The 26,989-nt window shown below is 52.4% G+C and carries 20 protein-coding genes and 1 tRNA gene; 13 read left to right on the forward strand and 8 right to left on the reverse strand.

Translation table 11 applies throughout. The features are described 5' to 3' along the window. Positions 1-122: 122 nt before the first annotated feature. The 5 genes from HCG48_RS15350 to HCG48_RS15370 all read right to left on the reverse strand — a co-directional run bounded on the left by HCG48_RS15350 (position 123) and on the right by HCG48_RS15370 (position 4,061). Complete coding sequence (locus tag HCG48_RS15350) at positions 123-665, reverse strand: type IV pilin-like G/H family protein (protein WP_210437047.1); 543 nt, start codon at positions 663-665, stop codon at positions 123-125. 110 nt (positions 666-775) lie between these two features. Further along, a complete protein-coding gene (locus tag HCG48_RS15355) occupies positions 776-2,098 on the reverse strand; it encodes a class I SAM-dependent methyltransferase (RefSeq protein ID WP_168569939.1) in 1,323 nt (440 codons plus the stop codon). Positions 2,099-2,294: 196 nt separating this feature from the next. Then, positions 2,295-2,852, reverse strand: coding sequence for an ExbD/TolR family protein (locus tag HCG48_RS15360; RefSeq protein ID WP_168569940.1), 558 nt, complete (start codon positions 2,850-2,852; stop codon positions 2,295-2,297). Positions 2,853-2,926: 74 nt separating this feature from the next. Continuing rightward, positions 2,927-3,724 carry a MotA/TolQ/ExbB proton channel family protein gene (locus tag HCG48_RS15365; RefSeq protein ID WP_168569941.1) on the reverse strand — a complete coding sequence of 266 codons (798 nt, stop codon included), beginning with the start codon at positions 3,722-3,724 and terminating at the stop codon, positions 2,927-2,929. Between the two features lie 264 nt (positions 3,725-3,988). Continuing rightward, a tRNA-His gene (locus tag HCG48_RS15370) sits at positions 3,989-4,061 on the reverse strand. 148 nt (positions 4,062-4,209) lie between these two features. Here HCG48_RS15370 and HCG48_RS15375 point away from each other — a divergent pair. Together HCG48_RS15375 and HCG48_RS15380 are read left to right on the forward strand one after the other, a co-directional pair. Beyond that, positions 4,210-4,584 (forward strand): DUF4359 domain-containing protein, encoded by a 375-nt coding sequence (locus HCG48_RS15375; protein WP_168569942.1) that lies wholly within the window; start codon positions 4,210-4,212, stop codon positions 4,582-4,584. Between the two features lie 179 nt (positions 4,585-4,763). Beyond that, on the forward strand, positions 4,764-5,147 hold the full coding sequence (locus HCG48_RS15380) for a hypothetical protein (RefSeq protein WP_168569943.1): 384 nt from the start codon (positions 4,764-4,766) through the stop codon (positions 5,145-5,147). Positions 5,148-5,190: 43 nt separating this feature from the next. On the opposite strand, the gene gvpJ is transcribed toward HCG48_RS15380, so the two are convergent. After that, positions 5,191-5,622 carry a gas vesicle protein GvpJ gene (gene gvpJ, locus HCG48_RS15385; RefSeq protein ID WP_168569944.1) on the reverse strand — a complete coding sequence of 144 codons (432 nt, stop codon included), beginning with the start codon at positions 5,620-5,622 and terminating at the stop codon, positions 5,191-5,193. A gap of 987 nt (positions 5,623-6,609) precedes the next feature. Here gvpJ and gvpA point away from each other — a divergent pair. The 5 genes from gvpA (at position 6,610) to HCG48_RS15410 (ending at position 13,700) form a co-directional block, all read left to right on the forward strand. Then, a complete protein-coding gene (gvpA, locus tag HCG48_RS15390) occupies positions 6,610-6,828 on the forward strand; it encodes a gas vesicle structural protein GvpA (protein ID WP_168569945.1) in 219 nt (72 codons plus the stop codon). A 143-nt stretch (positions 6,829-6,971) separates the two neighbouring features. Further along, on the forward strand, positions 6,972-7,322 hold the full coding sequence (gene gvpC / locus HCG48_RS15395; RefSeq protein ID WP_168569946.1) for a gas vesicle protein GvpC: 351 nt from the start codon (positions 6,972-6,974) through the stop codon (positions 7,320-7,322). Positions 7,323-7,369: 47 nt separating this feature from the next. Next, complete coding sequence (gvpN, locus tag HCG48_RS15400) at positions 7,370-8,275, forward strand: gas vesicle protein GvpN (protein WP_168569947.1); 906 nt, start codon at positions 7,370-7,372, stop codon at positions 8,273-8,275. Positions 8,276-8,318: 43 nt separating this feature from the next. After that, a complete protein-coding gene (locus HCG48_RS15405; RefSeq protein WP_168569948.1) occupies positions 8,319-11,729 on the forward strand; it encodes a LamG domain-containing protein in 3,411 nt (1,136 codons plus the stop codon). 69 nt (positions 11,730-11,798) lie between these two features. Further along, entirely contained in the window at positions 11,799-13,700 is a 1,902-nt protein-coding gene (locus HCG48_RS15410; RefSeq protein WP_168569949.1) for an ArsA family ATPase, read from the forward strand. Between the two features lie 213 nt (positions 13,701-13,913). Here the strand turns inward: HCG48_RS15410 and tnpB are convergent, their stop codons facing one another. Further along, complete coding sequence (tnpB, locus tag HCG48_RS15415; RefSeq protein ID WP_168569950.1) at positions 13,914-15,110, reverse strand: IS200/IS605 family element RNA-guided endonuclease TnpB; 1,197 nt, start codon at positions 15,108-15,110, stop codon at positions 13,914-13,916. 206 nt (positions 15,111-15,316) lie between these two features. Between tnpB and HCG48_RS15420 the strand changes: the two genes are divergently transcribed. The 3 genes from HCG48_RS15420 to HCG48_RS15430 all read left to right on the forward strand — a co-directional run bounded on the left by HCG48_RS15420 (position 15,317) and on the right by HCG48_RS15430 (position 17,904). Next, positions 15,317-15,448: a DUF2934 domain-containing protein gene (locus HCG48_RS15420; RefSeq protein WP_168569951.1), complete on the forward strand. Its 132-nt coding sequence runs from the start codon at positions 15,317-15,319 to the stop codon at positions 15,446-15,448. Between the two features lie 39 nt (positions 15,449-15,487). Further along, positions 15,488-16,987, forward strand: coding sequence for a serine/threonine-protein kinase (locus HCG48_RS15425; RefSeq protein ID WP_210437048.1), 1,500 nt, complete (start codon positions 15,488-15,490; stop codon positions 16,985-16,987). Between the two features lie 92 nt (positions 16,988-17,079). Then, positions 17,080-17,904, forward strand: a complete 825-nt coding sequence (locus HCG48_RS15430) for a sirohydrochlorin chelatase (protein WP_246259572.1) — start codon at positions 17,080-17,082, stop codon at positions 17,902-17,904. A gap of 66 nt (positions 17,905-17,970) precedes the next feature. Here the strand turns inward: HCG48_RS15430 and HCG48_RS15435 are convergent, their stop codons facing one another. Then, on the reverse strand, positions 17,971-19,809 hold the full coding sequence (locus HCG48_RS15435; RefSeq protein ID WP_168569952.1) for a PAS domain-containing sensor histidine kinase: 1,839 nt from the start codon (positions 19,807-19,809) through the stop codon (positions 17,971-17,973). 893 nt (positions 19,810-20,702) lie between these two features. Between HCG48_RS15435 and HCG48_RS15440 the strand changes: the two genes are divergently transcribed. The 3 genes from HCG48_RS15440 (at position 20,703) to HCG48_RS15450 (ending at position 26,885) form a co-directional block, all read left to right on the forward strand. Then, complete coding sequence (locus tag HCG48_RS15440) at positions 20,703-22,634, forward strand: hypothetical protein (protein WP_168569953.1); 1,932 nt, start codon at positions 20,703-20,705, stop codon at positions 22,632-22,634. A gap of 90 nt (positions 22,635-22,724) precedes the next feature. Continuing rightward, positions 22,725-23,762, forward strand: coding sequence for a diguanylate cyclase domain-containing protein (locus HCG48_RS15445; protein ID WP_168569954.1), 1,038 nt, complete (start codon positions 22,725-22,727; stop codon positions 23,760-23,762). Positions 23,763-24,317: 555 nt separating this feature from the next. After that, complete coding sequence (locus HCG48_RS15450) at positions 24,318-26,885, forward strand: two-partner secretion domain-containing protein (protein WP_168569955.1); 2,568 nt, start codon at positions 24,318-24,320, stop codon at positions 26,883-26,885. Positions 26,886-26,989 lie beyond the last annotated feature (104 nt).

Consider the following 26,989-nt stretch of genomic DNA (forward strand, 5'->3'; position numbering starts at 1 on the left):
TGTAAGAAGGAAAAAAAGAAAAACAATGACTGTACCAAAGAATAAAGAGTGAGCAACTAGAGTACTCACTCTTTATTCAGCTAATCAAAACTCAGCGTAAAATTACTAACATAAACTAGATATTATTCACCTAATTTAACGTCATCACCACAATCCCCCGTATCATCACCACCTTTGGTAGCCGTGATTCCATCAGCATCTTGATCGGGTAATTGAGATTCACAAACAATTGCACGAGCGACAGTCTCAGTTACTCCATCTTGCTCTAGTTCAATGGTAAAAGTATAGCCTTTATAAGATTTCAGCTTGGTGTCTCTTCGGTTAGCGAGATTGTTAGCATCACTAGCTTCCGAACCACCACCATCAATGCTATACTCATAGTTCGTGGTCTGCGAAGGAATCCCCAAACCTAACTTACCAATCTGATCGGCAAAGCCAGGTTTTTCTAAGTTATAAGCTTGTTGAGCGCGGTTCATGGCACCAATGTTGTTACGGGCTTCAACCTGCTTGGCTTTATTGGCTTGGCTGAGCAACGAAGGTAACGCAACAGCTGCCAAAATACCGATAATGATAACAACAACGAGAAGTTCGATCAGGGTAAAGCCTTTCTCTTGCTTTTTGTTGTTGAGGTGTTGGAGGAACTTCGCTTGAAAGTCGCGCTTCATAATTAACGTCTCCTTGAGGTGTGGGATGGTCGATGTCTAACTCCTGGATATAACTTACCCACACCTTTTCCATTTGATATCACCCCCACTCAAAAATTTTTGGCTTCGACCTAAGCCGAATTCTCCAAAAGCGCGTATAGAAACGGTTCTAAACTGCTCAAGAGTTCTTTGACTTGCTCGAAAGCACGGTTTTCGCTGGTTGGTTCGAGGGTGACGGGGTCGATGGGCCGGGTTTTGAGGGCGCGTTGTGCAAGATGAGAGACGGTTTGCGCTCCCTCCCAGAGAGGAAGCAGACAGGAAACGAGGGTGCTTTCCATGAAAAAAGTATTCCGGGTTTGAGTATTGAGGTACTTGCTGCACTCAAATGGTCTTTGTTCCTCGATGCAGCGAACTAAGTCAGTGCGTACTTCTTCTCTTCTGAGTTGGGGGTGGAGCTGAACTTTCGCGCTTTTCCACTGAGCGTCCGTCCAATTCTCAATTGGAACAAAGGGCTGTTTCCAATCTGGATGGGCACACCAAAAATCGAGTAAGCGAGAGGGACAATGCAGCAGTTCGACGAAGCGTAGCTTGTCTTCGATCGCCAATTCTGGCAAGCTCATAGCCAGGAATGCAGGTAAGTCATCTGTATCTTGAAAGAGATCGAGGGGTTCCCAGTAGCGCCAATTGACCATACTGACAAATTCCAGGTCGGCACCTTGGAGAGCTTGGAACAGTTCAGGAATCGTGAACCCTTTATCTCTCTGGAAGAGATAATTCATGAAGAACCACTCTTCATTATGTTCGTGTTTTGTTTTCCAGGTCTGCGATTTGAGCTGAACGTTATCCTTGAGAGATTTCATCAAGTCGCGAACGATACCGACTTCCAATTTTCCTGGGTTTTCATCCATTAATCCCATCATTTTGAACAGTTCTTGAGCGCGGTAGAAGAAGACGCGCTGTATGGAACTGTGGAGATTTCCACGAATTAAACCCTGTGGGTTGAGGACTGCTTTTAAACTCGATAAGCCCGAGACGAGATCGTCGAGTAAATATAAAACATCATCACAGTTGATATAATCGAATGTCATGCCTAATGTGGGCAAATCCTCGATCGCCATCACGAAGAATTCGGCGCGATCGCCTTTCCCGTGATATTCTAAACGCTTTTTAGCCAGATCGATCGACTGTGCGGATAGATCGATGCCGACGATCTTGGCTTCCGGGTTGGCTTCTGCGAGAGCGAGCATTTTGTAACCACTGCCGCATCCGACATCTAAAATTACTTTATTCCTACGATCGATAACTTTTTGATTCCTGAGATAAAAAGGAGTCGTGATATCGTGTAGAAATAATAAGTTATAGTCTGATTTTGGACTTTTTTCTAAGGGCGTTCTTGGATAAGGCGAACCGTCGAATTGCTGTCTGATTTTTTCAAGGTTTTCTGGATCGAGCATTGGTTTTTAGAAAGTTGAAGGATAACAAATATCGATCGCGCGCGATCGATATTTCTACGGTGCTGTTCGGCCAATAAACAGAGTAGGGACACGACATGTCGTGTCCCTACAATAAAGCTTATCTGGTGCGATGAATTGATTTTTTTTGAAACGGAACACAAACCAACGATCGCCGAACGTCATATCACTATCCGATTCAATTATTGGGCAGCAAGTCGGCTTCGGGAGTCGTCGCATCCCCACCCCCCTCACTCTCTGCTGGCGGGTCGGGGAGTTGCAAGTTTTCCGGACTCGGGGGTAAGCCGAGGGGATTGAGGCTATCCGGATTGGGATTTTCGGGAATTTCTCCGGAACTGGGGATGGTGGCGAGGGCCACCCGATCGCCTCCCACTTCGCGCAACAAATCCAACACCTGCACCACGTCATTGTAACTGGCCATCTTCGACGCATACAGCACCAACAAGCCGTCTGGTCTGGCTTTCTTGTAAGCGCGCAACCACTGACTGAGTTCCTGACGATCGCGCGGTTGGTCGTCGATGTAAGTCTGTCCGAAACGATCCACGCTGACAATGAGCATTTCGCGCATTTGGGCGCTTCCCGTTTCCGCCTGGGGCAAATCGACGTTAATCGCTTGCTGGCGGGTAAGCTGCAAGGCGGCGAGCAAGAAAAAGGTCAGAATGCAAAAAATGACATCAATCAGGGGAATCAGTTCGATGCGAACTTCTTCGTCGGGGGAATCGAAGTTAATCTTCATCAGGTCAACGAGTCGGGAGGGAAGTGGAAACGAACACTAGAACCACAGGCGATCGCAGCCGATCTCCATCAGTCCTACTCTGGACTATTGGAACGATCGACTTTACCCGTTTCCTCAGCATCGGGAGGCGGGGGAGGGGGTTCGCTCAGACCGAGATCGCCATCGCCTCCCATTTTATAAGATCCCTGGGCGATCGGTTCCGGCGTCCACGGCGCTACCGTCGGCGCCGTTTCCGGCGAAGAATGAAGAACTTGAGACCAGTGCTGGCGGTAGAGCAATTCTAATTCGCTGCCGCACTTGCGAAACACCTTCATCTGAGAAAACAAGAACGCCTGAAACACCCGATAAAACGCTAAAGTAAAAATCGCCACCGCCAGACCCGTCGCCGTACTGATCAGCGCTTCCCCAATCCCGAGGGTGACCCCTTGGGTGGAAGCCGTACCGATATCGCCGATGCGGATCGATCCGAGGGAATTAATCAACCCCCACACCGTCCCGAACAATCCCAACAACGGGGATAACGCGATCACCGCTTCTAAAACTTTATCTCCCCGCCGCATGGAAGCCAACTCGTCATCGGCACTGGCTTCGAGGGCCAAGCGAAACACTTCCGGATCCGGCGTTTCCAGTTTCAACGGCGCGTAGAGAAACCGTCCTACTGGGGTTTTGCGCGCTTGTCGGGCAATTTCGTGGGCGACACGCCAATCGTAGCGGGCCGCTTCCAAAATTCGGTTGACCAGTTCTTTTTCTCTGCTCAGAACCGATCCCCAAAACCACAGGCGTTCGATAATCGTCCCGAGCGATAAGATCGACAGAAATAGCAACGGCCACATGGACACGCCGCCTTTCTGAAAAATCTCTTCAACATTCACGCGCTTCACCCTCCTCTATCAAGACGGTTCCCTTCTGTGACAATCGGATCTCTTTAACCCATCTATCCTAGGGTATTTTGATTCCATTCGTTCACAATGCTTTACAAGGGCAGCGCCACGATTCCGAAAATTTAGAGGAGTCGATCGCGCCGTTCGCCTCTCCCCGCGCTGTCTGAAGGATCCATACAAAAACGGAGCAGCGTCTCTCTCTTCAAGTCAGACGCTGCTCCGATCGAACCTAGAACTACGATTCCCTCGTCGAAGGGCGAACGACCGGAATCGAACCGGCGAATGGTGGAACCACAATCCACTGCCTTAACCACTTGGCTACGCTCGCCATCGCGTTAGCTACTATAACATACCGATCCCCATCGATCTACCCTTTTTTCGGAAAAAACGAAATTTTTCCCAAGGCGGCAGGAATAGGGCAGACATGGTTACCCTGGAAAGGATGGGTTCGCTAACTTGGCAAAAATCGTGTCGCTATGAAATACGTGCATGGGATAGCCTTACTCGGGGGGGTGGCCACGATCGCCCTAGGCGCCGCGATGGCGATCTCCAATCCGGGACTGGATCGCTACAACGAATACGCCACGGACGAAATTACCGGATATCTTCGAGAACAAGGCTGCGATCGCGTTCCCATCGCCCGCGATCGTTGCGAGTCCCTCCTCGATTCGGCACGCCCGCAAATTGGCGAAATCGTCGAAGAACATACAGAACGAGCCAACTTTTTCGTTTTCAGTCTTTACAAAACTGAGTTTTCTCCCCAATTTTTGCCCTTTATTCCCTCTTACGAATTAGAAACCGTTGGCGCTTTCAATCGTTTTTACACTTATCGCGCCGGATCGGGTAATTAGACTCAAATTGTTCGGTTCATTCACTGGAAGCCGGGCGATCGCACGTTCCTTTCACGAGTTCTTTTTCCCTTCTATACAGACCCTTCTATAAAGAAATATTGCACAGCCGAGGGCAGCCCTTGGCGATCGCCCCTCGTCTACTATAATGCGAATAGATAAAAAAGCCATAAAAATAAGCCATGCAACGACCGAGACCCCAGACGCCAATCCACTCTAAACTGACTAATATTCCTCGAAATAATACCGAAGCGGGAGAGCAATTGGAACTTTATAAACTGCTCACGCAACGCCAGCGCATCGAGCAAGAAATGAAGGTGATGCAGCAGCGCCTTCAGGTCTTAGAAGAACAATTAGAAGTCATCGATCGCCACATCGAAAATAGCGAGCAGAAAGCTCGGCAATTGCGCCAATCTTCCTCTTTGTCATCGGGAAAGACCGCAGTTTCTCAACGGTCTACATCTTCTAAAACAGGGGGAAGTCAAGCACCGCCTCACTCTAGAACGACAGGGTCAAATTCTGGCGATCGCCCCCGTCATTTTGAAACCTTTTATCTGGACTATTAATCGCTGGATAAACCATCGCCGATCGCCCCAAAATCGCATCACATTAGGTGGGAGAGTCCGGGCTTGCTTCCCCAGAGGACGATTCGGACGGGGGGCGATCGTCCGTGCTGAGTTCGACGGGGTTGGTCGTCAGCGATCGCAACGATCGTACTTCTGTTTCTAACTGGTTCAATCGTTCTTGTAATTGTTGATTTTCCGCGATTAATGCTTGGGCTTTACTGCTGAGATAGGGGTCGTTTTCCCACCAATTAATCCCCATTTCTTTTGCTTTATCGACGGAAGAGATTAACAGGCGAATGCGGATGTGCAGCAGTTCGGTGGTGGCGATCGAAATTGAAATATCCCCTGCAATCACGATCCCTTTATCTAAAACTCGTTCGAGAATATCGGCGAGGGAGGAGCTTTGGGTAGAAGTCGCGATCGCGCGATGGGAGGAAGAGGGATAATTTTTGGGTTGGATGGGGGTAGAAGACACGATAAGTTAGAACGGGTAAAATGGACAAAACAATCGCCGGATTTACTAAATTTTAACGAATTGTTCGGGAGGATTTTTCGATGCTGACCGAGGACTTGAATTCGGAGATGTTATCGATCGCAGTTCGGGTTCGGCGTGGCGCACGATTCGGCGACAAACGGATGCTTTTAACTGATGGGTTCGATCGCGGGTTTCGAGAGAACGGACTCGGCGAGCATTTCCCTGGTTTTATTCTTTTTTTACTATAGATCGGGTTCGACTTTTTTGAAATAGGGAATGGCTAAATTGCCAAGGGAGTAGAAACACGGACGATCGCGCGAAATTAACCGTTTTTTGGATAACGGAGCGATCGCGAAGCGGTCGATCTAAAATCTCTAGAAAATTGCCAAAAGATCGGCGAAGCCGTACCGAATACCGACGGGAATTCGGCGATCGCTAGGGCGGGAAACGATCGGGGCGATCGCCAGAATTGTTAATGTTTGTAATGTTTTGGCTAATGTTTATAGACAGGTGCAGCCAGTAGAGCTACGATGACAAAGAATAGACTGACTCGCCAGCTTCCAAATTTTATCAGTCAAATTCACATTTATAAATAGAGTGGCGATCGTGTTAGAGCGGCTTCATTCGGGCGATTTGCAGTTAAAAGTACGGGATCGAAGTAACCGAAATTTGCCAAAATAGAGTAAAATGAGAGCTTGAGTGTTCGGGGGAGCGATCGTCAAGAAAACTCAATAACGCGGATCGATTATTCCTCCCGTCGATTGCACGGCAACGGCAAAGGGAACCGGGCAAAATCCGCAAAAACGATCGCCCCAGATGCCAAAAATCTATCCGCTCGAACCGATTCGATTGGATGGGACGGGTCGAGCTATATAGACTGGGTTTAGCAGATCGGGGGAAGCAATCGAAGAACTGAACCACGGGGATTTTTCTTCAAAGAGAAACCTCAAATCGAGCTTGTGAGCGAATTGATAAGGAGCAACTATCATGGCTGTTGAAAAAGTTAACTCATCTTCCAGTTTGGCCGAAGTGGTCGATCGCATTTTGGATAAAGGCGTCGTGATCGACGTATGGGCGCGGGTTTCCTTAGTGGGGATCGAGCTGCTGGCGGTGGAAGCGAGAATCGTGGTGGCCTCGGTGGAAACCTATTTGAAATATGCTGAAGCCGTGGGCTTGACCGCACAGGCGGCGGTTCCTGCGGTGTAGGAATCGAGACCGGGCGGAGATCGAACCTGCGGGGTGCTTGAGGACCGCCGCAGGTCTTTCCCCCGATCGCCGTGGAAAAAAGATTGGCAACAACAACCCTAGCAACGATCGTGTAATTACAAGTAGATCGGGAGGACTGAGGCGTGTCTTTGCGAGAAGAATGGTACGCAGCCCGAGAGCGGCGTCAAGAAGAAGTCCAGTTACGTCAACAGCAAGTTGCAGACGAGTTATCCGAGTTAACGGCGCAACGGTTGGCAATGGGGGCGAGTTTGAGACAGTCCCTCAGCGAATTTCACGGGAATTTACAAACCGAGGTCGCCACGTTTCTAGAGGAGACGCGATCGCGACAGCAGGAGATCTGGATCGAAGAACGCGATCGGCGCCGGGCCTACGTCATCGACCTCAAAGATTACGTTTGGGGAAGTTCTGCACCGCCTGCACCGAAAGCCACGGCCCGTCCCCCTGCGATCGCCAAACCCACCCCCAAGCGTTAGGGTCGGGCCGTTTGATGCGCAGAACCTTAGAAGAGACCGATTGAATCGTGACCACTATTTTGCAAGCTAACTCGCAAAATTTTGTCGATACCCCCAGCATTCAGCGACTGAGCAGGCGCGCCTTACGCTACCTGCAAGCCGGATTTTCCGTTCACCTGCGCGGTCCGGCAGGAACCGGAAAAACCACCTTGGCGGTTCATCTGGCCAATCTGTTAGCCCGTCCGATCGTCTTGATCTTCGGGGATGACGAATACAAATCCTCCGATCTCGTCGGCAACCAACGGGGCTACAACCGCAAGAAAGTCGTCGATAACTTTATCCATACCGTGGTTAAAGTCGAAGACGAATTTCGTCAATCCTGGGTCGATGCACGGCTGACGACCGCTTGTCGCGAAGGATTTACCCTAATTTACGACGAGTTCAACCGATCTCGACCGGAAGTGAATAACGTGCTGCTGTCGGTGTTGGAAGAAAAACTATTAGTTTTACCTGCCAGCGTCCGACAACAAGAGTACATCCACGCTCATCCCGAATTTCGAGCGATTTTCACCTCCAATCCCGAGGAATATTGCGGCATTCACGAAACCCAGGACGCCTTGATGGATCGGCTGATCACGATCGACATTCCCGAACCGGACGAACTGACGCAACAGGAGATCGTCGTTCAAAAATCGGGATTGAGTCGCCCTCATGCTGGGACGATCGTCAAATTGGTGAAAGGATTCCGCGATCGCACCCCCACCCCGGAAAACTCCTCCGGATTGCGTGCTTGTCTGATCGTCGCGACGGTCTGCGAGCGCAACGAGATCGCCGTAGACCCCGCCCACCAGGACTTTCGGGAGATTTGTACCGACGTGTTGCTGTCGCGGTCTAAGGGGTCGGCGAGCCAAGGACGGGCAATTCTCGACGAACTCCTCGACGAGGCGATCGCCGCCGAACAACTGTCTGCCTGACATGGGCCAACCTTCCCCACCGACTAGCGAACTAGGGACAGCGATGGTTTTCCAATCCCCTCCCCTCGGGTCCGAACCCAAAACAATCGACCTCGGGGCGACGCCGCCGGGGATTGTCTACTTTAATGGCAGTAGTGACGAGATCCAACGCCATCACTCTCAGGATTTCAATCCCGCCAGTTTTACCGTCGAGATCTGGGTAGAATTTCACGGGGGACTCGGCTATCGAGCGCTGTTGACCTCCGTAAGCGGATCCGCCGCCGAAGGCAGACGGGGCTATCTGTTCTGCGTCAGTGCCTCCGGACATTGGCAATTTTGGCTCGGTGGCGGTCAGAAAAACGCGCCTTGGGTGACCCTCTCCGGACCGACGGCCCCGGCGAAGACCTGGACCCATTTAGTCGGGAGTTACGATCGCGCCTCCCGAACTGCAGTATTTTACGTCAACGGGGCGATCGCCGCCCGCCTCAACGACGTGGACTTTCAGCCCAACGATCGCCATCCCCTCCATGTCGGAGCAGGAGCCACCCACCAAGCCGGAGCCAATCCGTGCTTTTTCCACGGTCGGATCGCTCGGGTGCGGATCTGGAAACGGGCCCTAGCCGAAACCGAAGTCGAGACCTTGAGCCGATCTCGAACCCCCGAGACGCCACCGACGGACAGCGCCGCATCGCCCTCTATTCCCGAACTAGACGGCGAACGCCCCCCCGCCGTCCTCCAGTCCGTATTAGCCTTCGACGGCATCGACGATCGCCTCGAAATCGCCTATCCGTTTAAAAACAACACCACCTTTACCCTGTCCCTGTGGGTCAAACCGTCCCAGCTTGACGATGGCTGGCGGCTCCTCTTCGGCGAAGCCGGGGACGAACCCGGGGACGACACCCCCCACGGGCCGGGACTGTGGATCGCCCCGAGGGAACGGGGTTTATACTACGATTCCTTTCGTGCGGACGGCAGCGATCGCCACGCGGGAAGCCTCGATCGCTTCTTTCCCACGGGCGATCGCTGGGTTCAGATCGCCTGGGTGAAAGACGGCAGCGAATACCGCTTTTATCGTAACGGCGAACGGTTCGCCACGGAAGCCGCCCCGGAAAATTTTTACGGCCATCCGCAGATTTTATACAACATCGGCGGCAACGATACCTTCTTTCGCGGCGCGATCGCCCATTTGAGTATCTGGACGATCGCCCTAAATCCCAACCAAATTCGAGAGCGCGTCACTCGCCCGCCCCACGGTGACGAACCCGGATTGTGCTACTACTGGCCCTTGGACGAAGGCAGTGGGGCGATCGCCCACAACCGCGCCCGTCGCCACAACCCGGCTACGATCTACGGCGCAACCTGGGGGGAATCCGATCTGGCGATCGCCGCAGACGACAGCGACGAAAAGCCCTTGCAGACAGTCTTGTGCTTCGACGGACAAGACGACTATCTCGAAATTGACGACCCCTTCGACAATCCGGAGAACTTCACCATATCCCTGTGGGTCAAGCCCGTCCTCGACGGTTCCGGCTACTCCTACCTGATGGGGAAACGCTGGTGGGCGTCGGCGTTAAAACCGGAATTGTTTATCGCCAAACGAATTAAATCGCTCTTATCGTATAGCAGCGCCGTTCGCCCAGCGACTCCCCAAGCAGTCATTTTATCTAACTTTTTTGACGGACTCGAACAGCGATGGGTTCACATTACCTGGGTCAAAGACGGGAAAGAATATAGATACTATCGCGACGGGGAACTCGTTCGCACTCAAGTCGCACCAGAAAAAATTTATACAGAAAAAACAACCTATTGGTTCGGCAAAATCGGCGGCGGCCAACCCCTCGAACCGCCCAATATTGGCTACTTTGAAGGCCAAATGAGCGAGATTCGCATCTGGAGCGTCGCGCGCAGCGAGGCCGAAATTCGCGGCGATCGCGAGCGGCGCTTGACCGGAAACGAGCCGGGATTGGCCTATTATTGGCCGTTAAATGACGGTGGCGGCGATCGCGCCGACGATCGCGCCAACCCGCCCAACGACGCCAAAATAATCGGGGCAAGCTGGCAGCAAAGCGAAGGCCCGTTTTCAGAGCACCTGCCCAGGAGAATCGCATCCCCGGACGCCGGAGGTGAGATCGAGGACGAGATCCAAGCGGCGGTCAGTTTGGACGGGGAAGACGACGCGATCGCCATCGACAACCCCTTCCAGGACGATCGCCAGTTTACGATCGCCCTCTGGCTGAAACCGTCGGCGATCGATGACGAAACCTGGCACGGCATTTTAGGCGATCGTCGCTACGGCGATCGGTGCCAACCCGGCTTGTCCCTCTGTCCCTACGACGGCACCGTGTTATATCATGCTCGCGCCGCCGAGAGTCAAAGCGATCGCAGCGATTTGTTATGTAACTTCTTAGAAACGGGCGATCGCTGGGTGCATCTGACCTGGGTCAAAGACGGCAGCGAATACCGCTTTTATCGCAACGGCGAGCCGTTCGCCAGCCGCCGAGCGCCCGAGCGCGTGTATATCCAAGGATCGGTTTATTACTTGGGCAAAGTCGCCATTTCCGAAACCCTCGATACCTTCTTTCGCGGTCAACTCGCCGATGTGAGATTTTGGAGCGTCCCGCGCACCGACGCCGAAATTAGGGCCGACCTGCACCGACGCCTGCGAGGAAACGAACCGGGATTGAGCTATTATTGGCCGTTGAACGAAGGACGGGGAACGGCGATCGGCGATCGCGGACCGCAGCGATCGCGCGGGGAATTGTGCGGCGCCACCTGGCAACAGCTCCCCATCCCGATTGCCAGTGCGATCGCCCCCGCAAAAGCCCTCAACCAGTGGGTTTTACGCTTTGACGGTCGCGACGATTATCTCGCCGTTCCCGACTGTCCCGGCTTGCAGGTCGAGGCGTACACCGTCGAACTCTGGCTCAACGCCGACGGCAAACCCGAGGAAGCCGAAACCGGAATCGTCGGCAAACCCGGACGCAATTTTAATGTTTGGTTGCACGATAACGGCGCGATCGCCCACCGCTTCCACAACGGCGCCACCACCGACGCGGGCATCCCGGACACCCCGCCGGGGGCGATCGCCTGGAACCAATGGCATCACGTCGCCATTACCAACGATGGAACCACGGCTAAAACCTATATCGACGGTCAATTAATGGCCGAAGGAGCCAGCCACGGGCCTTTAATTGTGGATCGAACCCCGCTTTATATCGGTCGCCATTTAGACGGAGAACCGCGCGGTTATTTTAACGGTCAAATGAGCGACATTCGGATTTGGAATCGTGCCAGAACTGCAGTAGAAATTGAAGCGGAAATGTCCTCGCGGTTGACCGGGGAAGAAGACGGATTAATCGCCTATTGGCCCTTAGATGAAGGCAGTGGCGTCCTGTTGCGCGATCGCACCGCTTGCAGTGCCTTCGCTCAGGCGATCGGAGGAACTTGGGAAGAAGTTGAGTTACCGATTGTTTGAACGAAGTCCGGGTTTTAACTCCTTTCAACGAAACGGTAAAATCTTGGAAAAAGAGAAGCCGGAGGGCGGATGAATTCGACTGCCAAACTGTTTGAAACGATCGAACTTTACGATAACATTCACCTGGTCTTGTTGAGCGGCAAAGGGGGCGTGGGCAAAACCACCCTCGCCTGTGCTTTTGCCAGAGATTGGGCGAAATGCTTCCCCGACGAACAAATTTTATTAATTTCCACCGATCCGGCTCATTCCCTCGCCGACGTGCTGCAAACCCCAGTCAGCGATACGGGTTCGGCTTTAGCCGACTTGCCTAATTTGAGCGCACGATCGCTCTGCGCGAAAACATTACTGTCAGAATTTAAAGCAAAATACGGCAATTTTTTAGAAATCTTGGTCGAACGGGGAAGTTTTGTTGAGGGAGAAGATTTAACCCCCGTTTGGGATTTAGAATGGCCCGGATTGGATGAAATTATGGGACTGCTCGAAATCCAACGGTTATTAACTGAAGGAGAAGCCGATCGCATCGTCGTCGATATGGCGCCTTCCGGTCATACGTTAAATTTATTGGCGATTAAAGACTTTTTAGATGTTGTTTTAAATTCTTTGGAATTATTCCAAGAAAAACATCGCGCGATCGCCCACAGTTTTCGCAAAACTTATACCCCGGACGAGATCGATCGCTTTCTAGTGGAGATGAAAGCGGACTTGAATCGCGGGCGAGAATTATTACAAGATCCGACCTTCACCGCTTGCTCGGTGGTGGCGATCGCCGAACCGATGAGCTGGTTGGAAACGCGCCGATTTGTAGAAAGCTTGCAACAACTTTCAATTCCTTTTTCTGGATTGTTTGTCAATCAAATTGCCCCAGAAAACGAACTCGATCCCGATCGCTATAGCGAACAGCAGCAATTACTCGCCCAATTTCTCGATTTAAGCCCCAACAAAACGATGTTCGCGATTCCCGAATGGCAGTCCGAACCCGTGGGAGGGGATGCTTTAGATGCACTGTTTTCACAAATTAGACCGATCGAGGGCGTGGCGACCGCCCCCGAGGCGATCGTGGAATGGCCCGAGCCCGTCCCGCCTCAGTTCGACGATTTCATCGCTGAAGGTCGCCAACTCATTTTAATTGGCGGAAAAGGAGGGGTCGGAAAAACCACTGTAGCGGCGGCGATCGGTTGGGCTTTAGCCAATCGCTATCCCGACAAAAACATTCGCATCATTTCCATCGATCCAGCTCATTCTTTGGGGGATGCTTTCGGTCGAGACATGGGTCACGAAGCCCGGGAAATTCTGCCGAATTTAAGCGGTCAAGAAATCGACGCCCAAATGATGCTCGAACAATTTAGAACTGATTATTTGTGGGAATTGGCGGCGATGATCGGCGGCGAATCAACGGAAGCGGGAGCGGTACAGTTAGCTTATACGCCGCAAGCTTGGCGGCAAATTGTAGCGCAAGCCTTGCCGGGAATTGATGAAATGCTGTCTCTGATTGCGACGATCGACTTATTAGAAGAACATCGGCAGGATTTAATTATTTTAGATACGGCACCGACGGGTCATTTACTGCGGTTTTTAGAAATGCCTTCGGCGTTGGCGGATTGGTTGGCGTGGATTTTTAAACTATGGATGAAATATCAAAATGTTTTGGGTCGGGTGGAGTTGATGGGACGGTTGCGAACCTTGCGTCAAAAGGTGGTGAAAGCCCAGAAAAAATTAACCGATCCGAGTCATACGGAGTTTATCGGCGTGACCCAGGGGAGATCGGCGATCGTGTCCGAACATTTACGCTTGAGCGAATCGTTAAAAACGATGGGGGTTTGTCAACGGTATCTCGTTCACAATCGCTATAGCGATTTGGGGGAAATTAATGCTAATTTATTTCCAGAACAAAAGATTATTCGGCTTCCGGTTTTACCGCGATCGGTCGAACCGATCGCCCGCGTTCGAGGGGCGGCAAAATTGTTGTTTTAAAAAGGGGCTGGAGGGCAGATCCATCGGGGGCGATCGCACGCCGATTGATACAGAGGGATATTCGGGGGAGTGAAAAAATTCTCTACAAACTGAGCGTGATGCTACTCGATTGAGCCTCACCAATCGTCGATCGCAAGATGGAGTACAACCCCGAATGCTCGATATCACCTTTTGTCCCGGCGAAGACTGTCCGAGTGAACTACCGCTATTGAATCAAAGATTACAATAGCGGCTTCCCTCTTCACTGGGGACTGCGCTAGATAGAACTGAAGTTCTACCACCTCGTCTTACATCCCCTCCAAGGGCAGGAGAGCGAGTTCCTAACTCTAATATCCGTAAGCCTTCATTTTTGAGATTGATGGCGGCATTGATATCCCTGTCATGATAGGTTTGGCAATGTTCGCAAGTCCAGCTCCTCACATCAAGAGACAGGCTTTTGATTTGATTGAGGCATACATGGCAGGTTTTAGAAGAAGGAAAAAATCGATCGACTTCTAGATAAACTTTTCCTTCTGATTCAGCCTTGTACTTCAACATCGTACAAAACATTCCCCAACCGACATCACTAATCGCTTTGGCGAGTTGGTGATTGCGAACCATGCCTTTAACATTGAGATTCTCGACCACAATCACTTGGTTTTCGTTCACTATCTTACGGGATAGCTTGTGGAGAAAATCTTCACGACAGCGACTTATTTTGGCGTGAATCTTGGCAACTTTTACCCGCGATTTATTGCGGTTGTTGCTGCCTTTCCTTTTTCGAGCATGTTTTTGCTGTTTTCTTTTTAGGTTGCGCGCGTGTTTATCAAAATGCTTGGGATTATTGTATTTCGACCCCTCACTGGTAATCGCAAAATCGGTCAGCCCTAAATCAATGCCAATTGCTTTTCCTTCAGTTGAGGGAAAGGGAGGTTCTTCTCTACCCTCCACCAAAACTGAAACATAATATTTACCATCTGGATTTTTGGAGAGGGTTACAGTTTTGATTTTTCCCTCAAAACTTCGATGCTGACGACAACGCACTAACCCAACTTTAGGCAGTTTGATATAATTTCCCTCAAACTTAACATTTTGAGGATAACTGATAGATTGCCTTCCCTGCTTGGATTTGAATCGGGGTAATTTTGCCCGTTTCTCAAAGAAGTTTCGATAAGCGGTCGATAAGTTCAACGCCACGACTTGCAAGCATTGGGAATAGACATCTTCTTTAAGCCAAGGGTGTTCCTTTTTGAGGGCAGGTAATAATCCCTGAAGATAACCCCTTGATAGACCTTTCCCGGTCGATTGATAAGTCTCTTGGCACAAATTTAACGCATAGTTCCAATACCAACGACAGCAACCAAAGCTCTTGGCTAAAGTCCCTTGTTGCTCGTGGGTTGGATAGATGCGGTATTTGTACGCCTTGAACATTATCGCCGATATAGCCAGATGATAAGATTATAACTGATTTGCCGAAGAGTCGCTTTCATCCCACGATTCACCTTCGGTAGAATCGGGGAATTCCTGCTCCCATTGTTAAAGAGCAATGCTATCGCTTCACTGCCGAACATTGGGGACGAGTCGATTATTTTGCGATCGCTCCTTATAACTTCCAGCGTCAAAGCTGCGATTATTTCATGGTTCCCTACACGCCGAGTGACGCAGATCTTCGCACGAGAGCGTATCATATTTGGCAAAGCTGGGGCTGTCCCGACGACAAGGCCGATGAGTGCTGGTTCGAGGCCCAACGGCAACTACGCCGTCAATAATGGGGCGATCGCCTCTCACGCTCAACTCCAAAAGATCCAATGGTTTATTGTATCAAACCCGGGTGTTCCGATCCCGATCGCAATCCAGACGGGGCGATCCTCTGCCAGTGTTGCGGTTCTCCCCTGTATTTGCAAGATCGCTATCGGGCGATCGCCCCCCTGGGACAAGGCGGTATGGGACGCACCTTTCTGGCGATCGACAGCCAACGCCCCTCACAACCCCAATGCGTCATCAAACAACTCTACCTCCCCCAAGCCGATCCCGCCCAACTCCAAAAAGCAGTAGAACTGTTTGAACGAGAAGCCCTCCGCCTCGACACCCTCGGCGTTCATCCCCAAATTCCCCAATTACTCGCCCATTTCGAGCAAGATCGACAACTCTATCTCGTCCAAGAGTTTATCGAAGGCTTGCCCCTCGATCGCGAACTCCAGCAACGAAAATTCTATTCAGCCGCCGAAATCTGCCAACTCCTGCGCGACCTGTTACCCGTTTTAAGCTTTATTCACGATCGCAACATCATTCACCGCGACCTCAAACCCGCCAACCTGATTCGACGCGGCGACGGTCAACTGATGTTAATCGATTTTGGCATTGCCAAAACCATTTCCACCGTCACCGTCATGCAAACGGGGACGATTGTCGGTACCCCGGAATATATGCCCCCGGAACAAATACGCGGCAAAGTCGTTCCCGCCAGCGACCTCTACAGTTTGGGGGTCACCTGCATCGAATTACTCACCGGAGTCTCCCCCCGCCAACTGTTCGATGCGGACGAGGATCGCTGGATCTGGCGCCAGTTTTTACCTCCTCAAAACCCCGTGGGCGATCGCCTCGGCGCCCTCCTCGATCGACTGTTGCAAAATGCCCCCAAGCGTCGCTATCCATCCGCCGCCGAAGTCCTGCACGATCTCGATCGCGCCACAGTTCGACCCGTCCCGTCGCCTCCAGTCTCCACCCCAGTCATCCCGCCCCGAAAACCGTCCCTCATCCAAGCCATTTGGCGATGGCTGACCGGGGCGCCCCCGCCGACCGACGGCGATCGCCTCGATTCCGCCGTCGGCGTAGACTATACTCGTTTACGCGATCTACTGGCCAAACAACAGTGGCAAGAAGCCGACCGCGAAACCCGGGCGTTACTGTGCCAAGTCGTCGGAAAACCGCCCCTAGGCTATCTCGACGCAAGCGACTGGCAGAAATTCCCCTGTCCCGACTTAAAAACCCTCGATCGCCTCTGGCTGAAATACAGTGGCGGACGGTTTGGCTTCAGCGTACAAGCGCGCATTTTCTACACCCTCGGCGAAGATTACGGCAAATTCTGCGATCGCGTCGGTTGGCAAAGTTACAATAGCGTGCGTCCTTACACGGGGGTCAATTTCTCGCGAACGGCCCGGGTCGGACATCTGCCCTATCGCACCTGGGCCAGTGGGATCCATTGGTGGCGTCATTTAAGTGCGTTGTGCGATCGCTGGTATCGATGCGAAGGAGGGTGGGAACCGGGAATGGGAAGTGGGGAATGGGAAGTGGGGAGTAGGGAGTAGGAAAGAAGAAGAAAAGCATCTCCATCTAAAATTAAAATGGGCTAAAATGACGATCGCTTGTCATTTTAGCCGCAGTTTATCTCAGGGTATCCGTGCCATCGATCGTTCCAACAATTCCTCTCCATTGCCTCGATCGTGCCTATCTCTTAGTCATGCATGGCAGTCGCGATCCGCGTCCGCGACAGGCGATCGATCGCCTCGCCGACCGCTTGCGCGATCGCCTCGCGGACTCCCTCGATTCTTCTACCCCCAATCTAGCGAAAAACGATCGCCGACCCTATATCGAAACGGCTCAATTAGAATTACATCCCTTACCTTTATCCGAGCAAATTTGTCAGTTCGCCGATCGCGCGATCGCACGGGGTTATCGGCGGATTCAACTCATTCCCCTGTTTCTTTTAGAAGGAGTTCACGTTCGCGAAGATATTCCCGAACAAGTTAAAAAAGCGCGCGCCCTTGTCGGCGATCGCCTCGCGATCGAAATGACCCCGGCGATCGGCTCTCGTCTCGATTCCATGTATCATTTATTAGCCGCAAAAATTGACCGCTTTGCTTCTCGACAATGGATTCTTTTATCCCACGGCAGTCGTCGGGAAGGAGGCAACCGACAGGTTGAAGAACTCGGAAAAAAATTAGGTGTTTTTACGGCTTATTGGTCCGTATCGCCGACTTTAGAAGAAACCATCGCCCAATTGCGCGATCTGCCGGAGGGGTCGCGAAGCGATCGCGGCGCGCGCGAAATCGCCATTTTTCCTTATTTTTTATTCGTCGGGGGCATGACCGAGGCGATCGCCGATTTAATCGGCGAATTATCGCTCAAATTTAGCGATTTACAGTTCCATTTAGCCGACCCTCTCGGAGACAGTGACAGCCTCGCCCAAATCATTTTCGAGTTGATGGCAACCTGCGCCGCATAAGGACTCAAAAACTGGATCGGTCGTGCAGATTTTGTTTTTCTTTGTCTCTACATTCAAGCTCAATTATTAATCTTGAGGATAGGGAGGAATGGAAATAACAAACTCCGTTCCTTTCCCTTGTTCCGAGATACATTCGAGTTGTCCGCCGTGTCTTTCGACGACAATTTGATAGCTAATTGCCAAGCCCAATCCCGTCCCTTTTCCGGGAGGTTTCGTGGTGAAGAACGGATCGAATAATTTATTTTTAGTTTTCTCGTCAATCCCGCCAGCATTATCGCCGATCCGAATTTCAACTCGATTATCGTCGAGCATTTGGGTGCGAATCCAAATCTTAAACGAATGCCGTTCGCTGTCGGATTCTGCTAACTCTTCCAAGGCATCGATCGCGTTGCCCAAAATATTCATAAATACTTGGTTCATTTGTCCTGCGTAGCATTCCACCAGGGGCAATTTGCCGTATTCTTTGATAATTTCGATCTTGCACGAATTCCCTTTGGATTTGAAGCGATGTTTTAACAACAGTAAGGTGTTTTCAATTCCTTCATGGAGATCGACCACTTGGCATTCGGCGCGATCGGAACGGGAAAAGTTGCGTAAACTTCTGACAATTTCGCGAATTCGCTCGGCGCCGACTTGCATGGAAGCGAGCATTTTCGGTAAATCTTTTAAAATAAAGTAGAGGTCGATATCATCGGCGAGTTCTTCAATTTCTGCGATCGGTTCCGGGTAATATTTTTGATAGAGTTCGATGGTTTTGAGCAAATCTTCCATATATTGTTTGGTATGGTTGAGATTGCCGTAAATGAAATTAACCGGATTGTTAATTTCGTGGGCGACTCCGGCCACGAGTTGACCCAAACTCGACATTTTCTCAGTTTGAATTAACTGAGCTTGGGTATTTTTCAACTCTTCCAAGGTATGTTTTAACTGTCGGTTTTTTTCGCGCAACCGAGCTTCGGATTCGCGCAAGGCGGCTTCGGCGTCTTTGCGATCGCTGATATCGTGATTAATTTCTAAAATAGCGCTCGGATTGCCGTCGTCGTCGTATTGCAAAGTCCAGCGACTTTCGACGACGATGCGGCTGCCATCGCGTTTGCTGTGAACTAATTCCCCCTGCCAGTAGCCGCGATCGAGTAAAGTGCGCTTAATCTGTTCGGGAGGGTAGGGAAATTCCGTTTTCAAGAAGTCGTGAACGGGTTGAGAGAGGGCTTCGGTGCGCGTCCATTTATACAAGCGTTCGGCCCCGTGGTTCCAATAAACGATGCGATAATTCAAATCGAGAATCATAATCGTATCGTTTGCCAGATCTAGCATTTGGGCGTGTCGCCGTAAGGCGATCTGGTCTTGTTCGTGGGCGCGGATTTCGTCGTGCAGTCGGCTGTTTGTCTGTTGCAGTTGGCGATTGCGCTCTTGAAAGCGCTTGTCCAACTCTTTATACAAACGTAACAAGGAAGAATAGGCGGCGTTGGCATTGTCGCGGAAACTCGGCAAGGCACAGCGATCGCCCATCCCCGGATTCAACACCTCGCGATAGACCACTACCCCTCTCACGTTTCCCCGTTCGTCGAACCAAGGCTGCATTTGCCAGCGAACCCAATCGGTTGTCTCTTCATCGTGCGGGTCGGGAATCAGTTCGCATTGTTCCTGCCCCGATTCGAGACAAGATTTATACATCTCCTGCCATTGCGCGCCGAAATCGGGCAAGTCCTCCTCGTCGTCCCTCGTGGGATCTCCCTCATCCCCGGATTCCCTAAGATAAAGATCTCTCGTCCAGGAACGAGACACCGCTAAATAACTCATTTGCTCGTCGAGTAAGGCGGCGGGAATCGGCAGCGATCGGACAAAGCGACAGAATTGCTCGCGACAGCTACATCGGGAATCTGCATTGGCTTGAATGGACTCCACTGACGCCGAGAACCCGATAAGATGTTCGGAGCTTTTGTCGATTTTGGGGTTAGAATTTTGCATGATCGATCGAAAAAAAACGGGGGTGAATCTTCGAGCCTATTTCTTCAAAAAGCTATTTTCTAAGTTAACCGATAAGCTTTATTTTTTATGAGATGATTCTCGATGTTGCCTGACTTCTCAAACAGTCATCTCAATTCTCTTTCCTCCAAAAGTAGAATAAATCAGGGGATCGAGTCCAGTTGAGATCGCTAAGGGTTTTCAACGACAAACAAACGGGCGATCGCCAAAGTTTACCCGTTTGTTTTGTTCGATTTTTGCATTAAACTCAAATCGGTAGACCCGATGGCTGGCGCACGATCCCGGCGGCGTCTCTACGGCTTCTGCCGGGGGAGATACCGCCCGAGAGGGACGATCCGGTTGGATGGGGTTCCGCTCAGCCGCCGTGCTTTAACGCTCCGGGATCCGATCCCATTCTAGTTTAAATGAAAAAATCGTGTTTCGATATTCTAGAAAAAGTTTCAAACGCGATCGCGAAGCGCTTCTCGAATTAGTTGCTCGCCCTGGGTTTATTCGTTTCATTTTACCTGAAATCTGCGGACAGCCTAGATTTATGATAAACATAAGAAAGCCCGAACATTTTGCCCGATTTCATCCTGATTTTCTCGAAAATGGCCTAAAAGCGATCGCCCCAACCGATCCGGTTCCGGTGAAATTCTAAAATAGAAGGGGTTAAACCTTAGACCGCTTTAAACGAGGGCTTGACCCCCACGAGACCGACAACAATCGCAGTAGCACTTGATGACAATCGTCACGATCGGATTTTAGATTGTAGATTTTAGATTGTAGATTTTAGATTGTAGATCGGGAGTCGGGAGTCGCAAAAGAAATCGATGAGAATCTGGAAAACCCTAGGACTGCTGGCTCTAATACTGAGTGCGATCGCCTCTGGCGGTTGCGGATCCGGCGCGCGAGGGGATCTCGGGACAAAAACCGAGACCGTGCAAGGGCTGCGCGATCGCAGTATCGACCTCGATCGCCGTCCCGAACTCCCGTGGCAAGATCCCTCTGAAGCGGGCTTTCGGCGTCGCAGTCGAGCTATCCGGGAAAAACTCGCCCGGGCCGATTTGAGCGAACTCGATCGCTGGTGGCGACGGGAACAGATCGGCGACCCTCACAAATACCTCCTTCCGGCGATCGTCGCCCGTTTGAGCTTGAGCGATCTCTACGGTCGCGGAGAGTCTGCCCAGGAGAATCGCCCTTCCCCTTGGGAAGCCCTTCTCACCTTAGAGCGCGATCGCCCGGACCTCTATCACTTTCGCAGCATTTTCGACATCCGCCTCTTTTTTCTCCACCGTGAAACCATGCCGCCAGCCGTGCGGGAGTCCTATCGCAGCATGACCGTCAAACCCCGCGTCGAAGAATGGCTCGAAGGCGGCACCGAAAATCATCTGTTCATGCAATACGCCTCCGGATTGGCCTTTCTCAAAGGCAGTCAGTGGCCCCCGGATTTGCCCCACATTCAAGCCGTCCAGGAAGGTTGGTTGCGATTGCAGCTCAAAAAATTTCTCACGATCGGACAAGGAGAATTTCACTCCTCCACCTATTACGGCTACAGTATCGCCGGAGTGCTCAATCTCTACGACTTCGCGCCGACCCCGGAACTGCGATCGCTCGCCACCGCACTGTTAGATTGGTATGCGGCGAATATGGCCGTGCGCTTCAGTTGGGGAACCGCCGGAGGGGCCGAAAGTCGCAAGTTCGATCGCGGCACCTGGGACAGTGGGTTGAGTTGGATCGCGTGGCTGTGGTGGGGAGACGAGGACGACCCGCACGCCAACGTCGAAGAGGCGATCGACAATCACCTGCGCGTCGCCTTACTCCCCGCCCTGAGCGACTATCGACCGCCGCCGCACTTGCGCGCGATCGCCCGCAAAGAAATTCCCCTCCCCTTCGAGTTGCGCGCCAGTCATCCGGCTTATTTCAGTTCTTCCGAAGATAACCACCTTTGGGAGGACTTTTACGCCACCGAAGACTATACCCTCGGTACGTTACTCGAACCGTCCCGTTCCTATCAAGTCGAAGGCACGATCCGCGCCCAATACGCGACCTACAAACTCGTCATTCGCGATCGCAACGGTGGCGACAACGCGGTCGTCAGTCTCGCCGGAACCTACCACACCCCAATGGCCACCGGGCGATCGCCTGCAGACCAATACCTACAAGATCGCGGTACTGTCCTCTACCAGCAAGTTCTCAACGCCGCCGATCGCGCCGCCGGAGTTCCCGCCCGGTCTCACCTAGTGCTGCCCCGCCGCTACGGCGAACCCCGATCCTGGCAAGGATGGCAAATTTGGAAGATCGAGAACGTCTGGCTGGTGACCCGTCCCTGGGGCGATCGCCTGTGGTGGAACCCCTCGATCTCCGAAACCGATCCCGAGTACGCCGCCTTCGTCGCCGAAGGGGAACGAACCGCGTGGATTACCGAAGTTGCCCGGGTGAAGGATTACCCGACTTGGGAAGCCCTCACCCGGGCTTTGGCAAAAACCGAGATCGACGATCGCGCCTGGAATGACGAGCATACTTTAATTTATACAAATTTGGCCGGACGACCCTTGCAGATGACCTACAACCGCTACGGGGCGATCGCCGCCGCCCAAATCGACGGTCGCGATCGCGTTCTCGACGACTGGCCCGTGTTGGAGAGCCCTTACCTGCGCGTTCCCCTCGATGGCGGTCTGCTCGAAATCGACCATCCGACCTTGGGACGCTGGCAGTTAAGCGCGATCGACGCCCGCCCCGAATGGAAGGCGATCGCCGAATAAGAAGCGATCGGATAGGATGGGAGGGGCGGAGAATTCCTCCCCAATAGCGAATGGGCGATCTAGTTTCAAAGCGGTGGAGGCGATCGAAACATGAGCCGAATTCATCCCAACTTCGAGAGCAATCCCCCCTCGGTCCTCCTGGTGCACGAGGACGAGGCAGTGAGAGCGCAGTTGCGCCAACCGATCGACAATCGGGGCTATTTGACCGTCGAAGCGGCCACCGACGCACAATGTTTACAACTGTGCGGACAGGTGACGCCGGATTCGATCGTCCTTCCGGCGAAGGGCGCCGGAATCGACGGGTTCGCCTGTTGCGAGCAGTTACAGCAATTGTTAGGCGATCGCTGTCCCCCAATTTTAATGGCGATCGCCGACGACGACGACGCAACCGTGCGGCGGGCTTTTGCCGTCGGCGCCAGCGAGTGCATCCGCCAGCCGATCTCCCCAGTCCTTCTAGAACGGCGCGTCCATCAGTTACTCACACTCGGCTGGGCCGCCAGACAACTCGACGATCTCCGCCGCCGGGAACGACAACTCAACGATGCTTTAACGGACCTTCAAGAACAGTTGGAACTGTTCGTCATCGACCCGTCTACTCAAATTCCCCATCGCCGTTATTTTGACGAGTATTTGGATCGGGAATGGAGACGTTTGGCGCGGGATTTAGAACCGTTATCTTTAATTTTAGGGGCGATCGATTGCTTTCAACTTTATAACGAAGTTTACGGCGTAGAGGTGGGCGATGAATGCTTGCAACACATTGCCCGCGCGATCGCCGGGACGGTCAAACGTCCGGCGGATTTAGTCGCCCGTTATGGCGGCGATACTTTTGCGGCCATTTTGCCAAAAACCGATGGCAAAGGAGCTACCGATGTCGCCGAAGAAATGCGCCGACGAATTAAGGATTTAGCGATCGCCCACGAACGCTCTCCGGTGAGTTCTTTGGTCACCGTCAGTTTTGGGGTGGCTAGCGTGATTCCCCGTCCGGCGTTATCGAGCGATCGCGACCGCGACGAACCCCGAGAACGACAACTGATCGAGGCGGCAGAAAATGCCTTACAAGAGGCGAAAGAACAGGGGCGCGATCGCATTATCTTTCAGCAAGTTCACCTCAGCCCCCGGGACTAATTATGATTCAGTTGTTTTTCGGCTCAATACCATTAAAGGGGGGGGCGATCGTCAAATCAGTATAGTATTTCTCAATCCGTTGAGTCGGGGTTGCCCACGTGAACCCCTTGTGAAGAGGAGCAAAATGCTCCCAGTTTGGGTGAAAAATTATTCAGGATTGCTATATTTTACAAATTAATAAAATTTTTATTCACGCCTTGACAAAAATCCCGAAACGGGTCAATCTGGAAAAATATTAACAATCCTCAAAAAACAACATAAAGTTCTGTCCTCATTCAATTTCAAGGGAGAATTTTAAGCCTTCCCTTTTTAGTCGTTCAGATTTTATCGTTCGATGGGGCGATCGCCGTGCCAACATTCCATCGATAAATTTTCGGATTGGATCCTCGAACTGCTAGGGCTTATCGGTATGGGAAAGGTCGGGCGATCGCGCCATTCGACCGTCAAAAAATGATGGTGCGATCGGTAGTTCGATGGATGGATGTTTGGCCGAGTTCCCGACTCCAAAAAGATCGGACTCTTCGACCTGTTTATTAATCGAGTCAGTTTAAATCAATGTTCACTTTTAGCAAAGCCCATGTTCTCCTCTCTCTGGCGCTGAGGCGAGTGATTTTACTCCTCGACGGGGCGATCGCCGCCAGCGTATGCTACGGCGTGCTACCCACAGCCGCTCAAATCATTCCCGATCGCACCTTGCCGAACCCTTCCCGGGTCGTTACGGGCGATCGCGCCGTCGAGATCGAAGGGGGAACCCAACGCGGCGGCAATTTATTTCACAGTTTCACAGAATTTTCGATACCGACCAACGGCGAAGCCAGTTTTAGCAACCCGGAAACCGTCAACCAAATCGTCACCCGGGTGACCGGGGGGAAACGGTCTGACATTGACGGCATGTTACGGGCGAACGGAAGCGCGCATTTAATTTTAATCAATCCGGCGGGGATTCATTTCGGGGCCAACGCTCGCTTGGAGATTGGCGGCGCCTTCCTGGGGACTACGGCGCGATCGCTGGAGTTTGCCGACGGGACGAGCTTCGACGCCGTCAACCCGCGAGAGCGACCGTTATTGACCGTCAGCGTGCCGATCGGGCTCAATCTGGGAGTCGAGTCCGGAAACATCCAGATAGACGGCTCCGGACACCAGCTCGCGCGGGTCGTACCGGGGATGTCCCCCGCGATCGAAGTAGGGGCAAACGAGGGGGGATTGAGGGCGCGATCGCTCGCCTTCGTCGGGAGTGAGATTGCCTTGTCCGGGGGAATCGTGCGATCGTCGGGAGGGGCGATCGAATTCGCGAGCCTTCGCCGAGGGACGATCGCCGTCAACCCCGATGCTACGGGCTGGAATTTAGGCACGGGGGCGCTCGCCGACTACGGAAATGTCACCTTAACCCGGCGGGCCTTAGTCGATAGCAGTGGGGCGCCGTCCGGGCCGATTCGAGTCGTGGCGCGTCGGCTCAATGCGGAAGACGGCTCGGTATTTTTTGCTCAGAATCGAGGCAGTGAGGCGAGTGGGGCGATCGCCTTGCACGCCACCGACGCGATCCAACTGACCGGATCTACCGCCGGAGATAACATCGGCAGTGGGGCGATCGCCGAAACCTTCGCTACAGGTTCCGGAGCCGACATTTCCCTATCCAGTCCGATCGTGCAGTTAGTCGATGGCGGTAAAATTGAGAGCTTTAGCTTCGGGTCGGGGAGTGGCGGGGCGATCGAGATCGTAGCCTCGCAACAGATCGACTTGTTTGGCACCTCTCCCTTGAACCCGTTGGCAACCAGTCGGGTGATGACGATAAGTGCGGACATGGGAATCGCCGGAGCCATCGATTTGATGACCCCTCGGTTGAGTTTGTCTGATGGAGCCGTGATTTCCTCCATAGCGAGGGGATTGGCCCCTTCAGGAGCTTTACGAATCAATGCCTCTGAAAAAATCTCTATTCATGGTTTCAATAGTTTCGATCGCAACAATTTCCAGCCGAGCATCCTCGGGTCTTCTACCTTTGGGGAAGGTCATGCGGGAACGGTAGAGATTCAAACGGCGCAGTTGAGTTTGAGTGAAGGGGCGCGTATTTCTTCTTCGACCTTTGCCAGTGGCGACGCGGGTAATATTAGGATCGCCGTCGCCGAACGGATCGAATTGAGTGGCGAACTGCCCGGAAGCATTTTGCCCACGACGATCGAATCCGGAGCCGTTGGGCTCGACAGTTTCACTCGGCAACTGTTGGCGGTGCCGGAATTTCCCACGGGAGCGGGGGGAACGGTGAGGCTGAGTGCGTCGGAGTTGAGGGTAACCGACGGCGCCCGCATCGATGTCAAAAATGACGGAACGGGTAATGGCGGTCAATTAGAGATTGTCGTCGGTAACTTGCTATTGCGCGATCGCGGTTCCCTCTCGGCGACGACGACCTCCGGAGAAGGGGGCAATATCGAAATTGCCGTCGCGGGTAGGTTGCAACTGCAAGGGGGTAGCACGATCGCCACGAGTGCCGGGGGAACGGGGAATGGGGGCAATCTGCGGCTGTCCTCCCCAACGATCGCCGCATTGGGCAATAGCGATCTTGTCGCCAATGCGGTCGCCGGACGCGGGGGGAATATCGCGATCGATACCCAGGGGTTGTTTGGGATCGAGTTTCGCGACCGACCGACGCCCCAAAGCGATATTACGGCGAGTTCTCAATTCGGTCTTTCCGGAACGGTGACCCTCGCCAATCCGGAAGTAAACGATCCGTCGAAATTAGTCGATTTACCGACGGGGATCGTCGAGCCGCGCGATCGTCTCGTCACCGGGTGCAGCCCCGGGGAGAATCGCTTTACCGTGACCGGACGCGGCGGTTTGCCGTTCGGTCCCGACGCGGTGGGAGCGAGCGATCGCCCCTGGCAAGATTTGCAAGATTTCAGCGATTCTTCCTCCTCTTTTCACTCGGACTCTTCCCCGACGATCGCCCGGGGACACTCACGAGGGATCCGGGTACCGGATGGCGATCGCTTAGAAGAAGCCAAAGGATGGGTCAAAGATCGGTCGGGAACCGTTCATTTACTGGTCGATCGGGTAGATAGGAGTCCCTTCGCAACGGGCGATCGCCCCGAAACCTGTGGTAATTTAACAATAGAAAGTTTCCGTTTCTAATTGATGGAAAATGAGAGCATTTAATCGATCGCAAAAAAATAAAGAGTTTGTAAAAAATCGGTACATTTGCCATCAAACTTTGAAAAAGTTTTAAGGTTGACGAA

Source organism: Oxynema aestuarii AP17, assembly GCF_012295525.1.
Classification (GTDB): domain Bacteria; phylum Cyanobacteriota; class Cyanobacteriia; order Cyanobacteriales; family Laspinemataceae; genus Oxynema; species Oxynema aestuarii.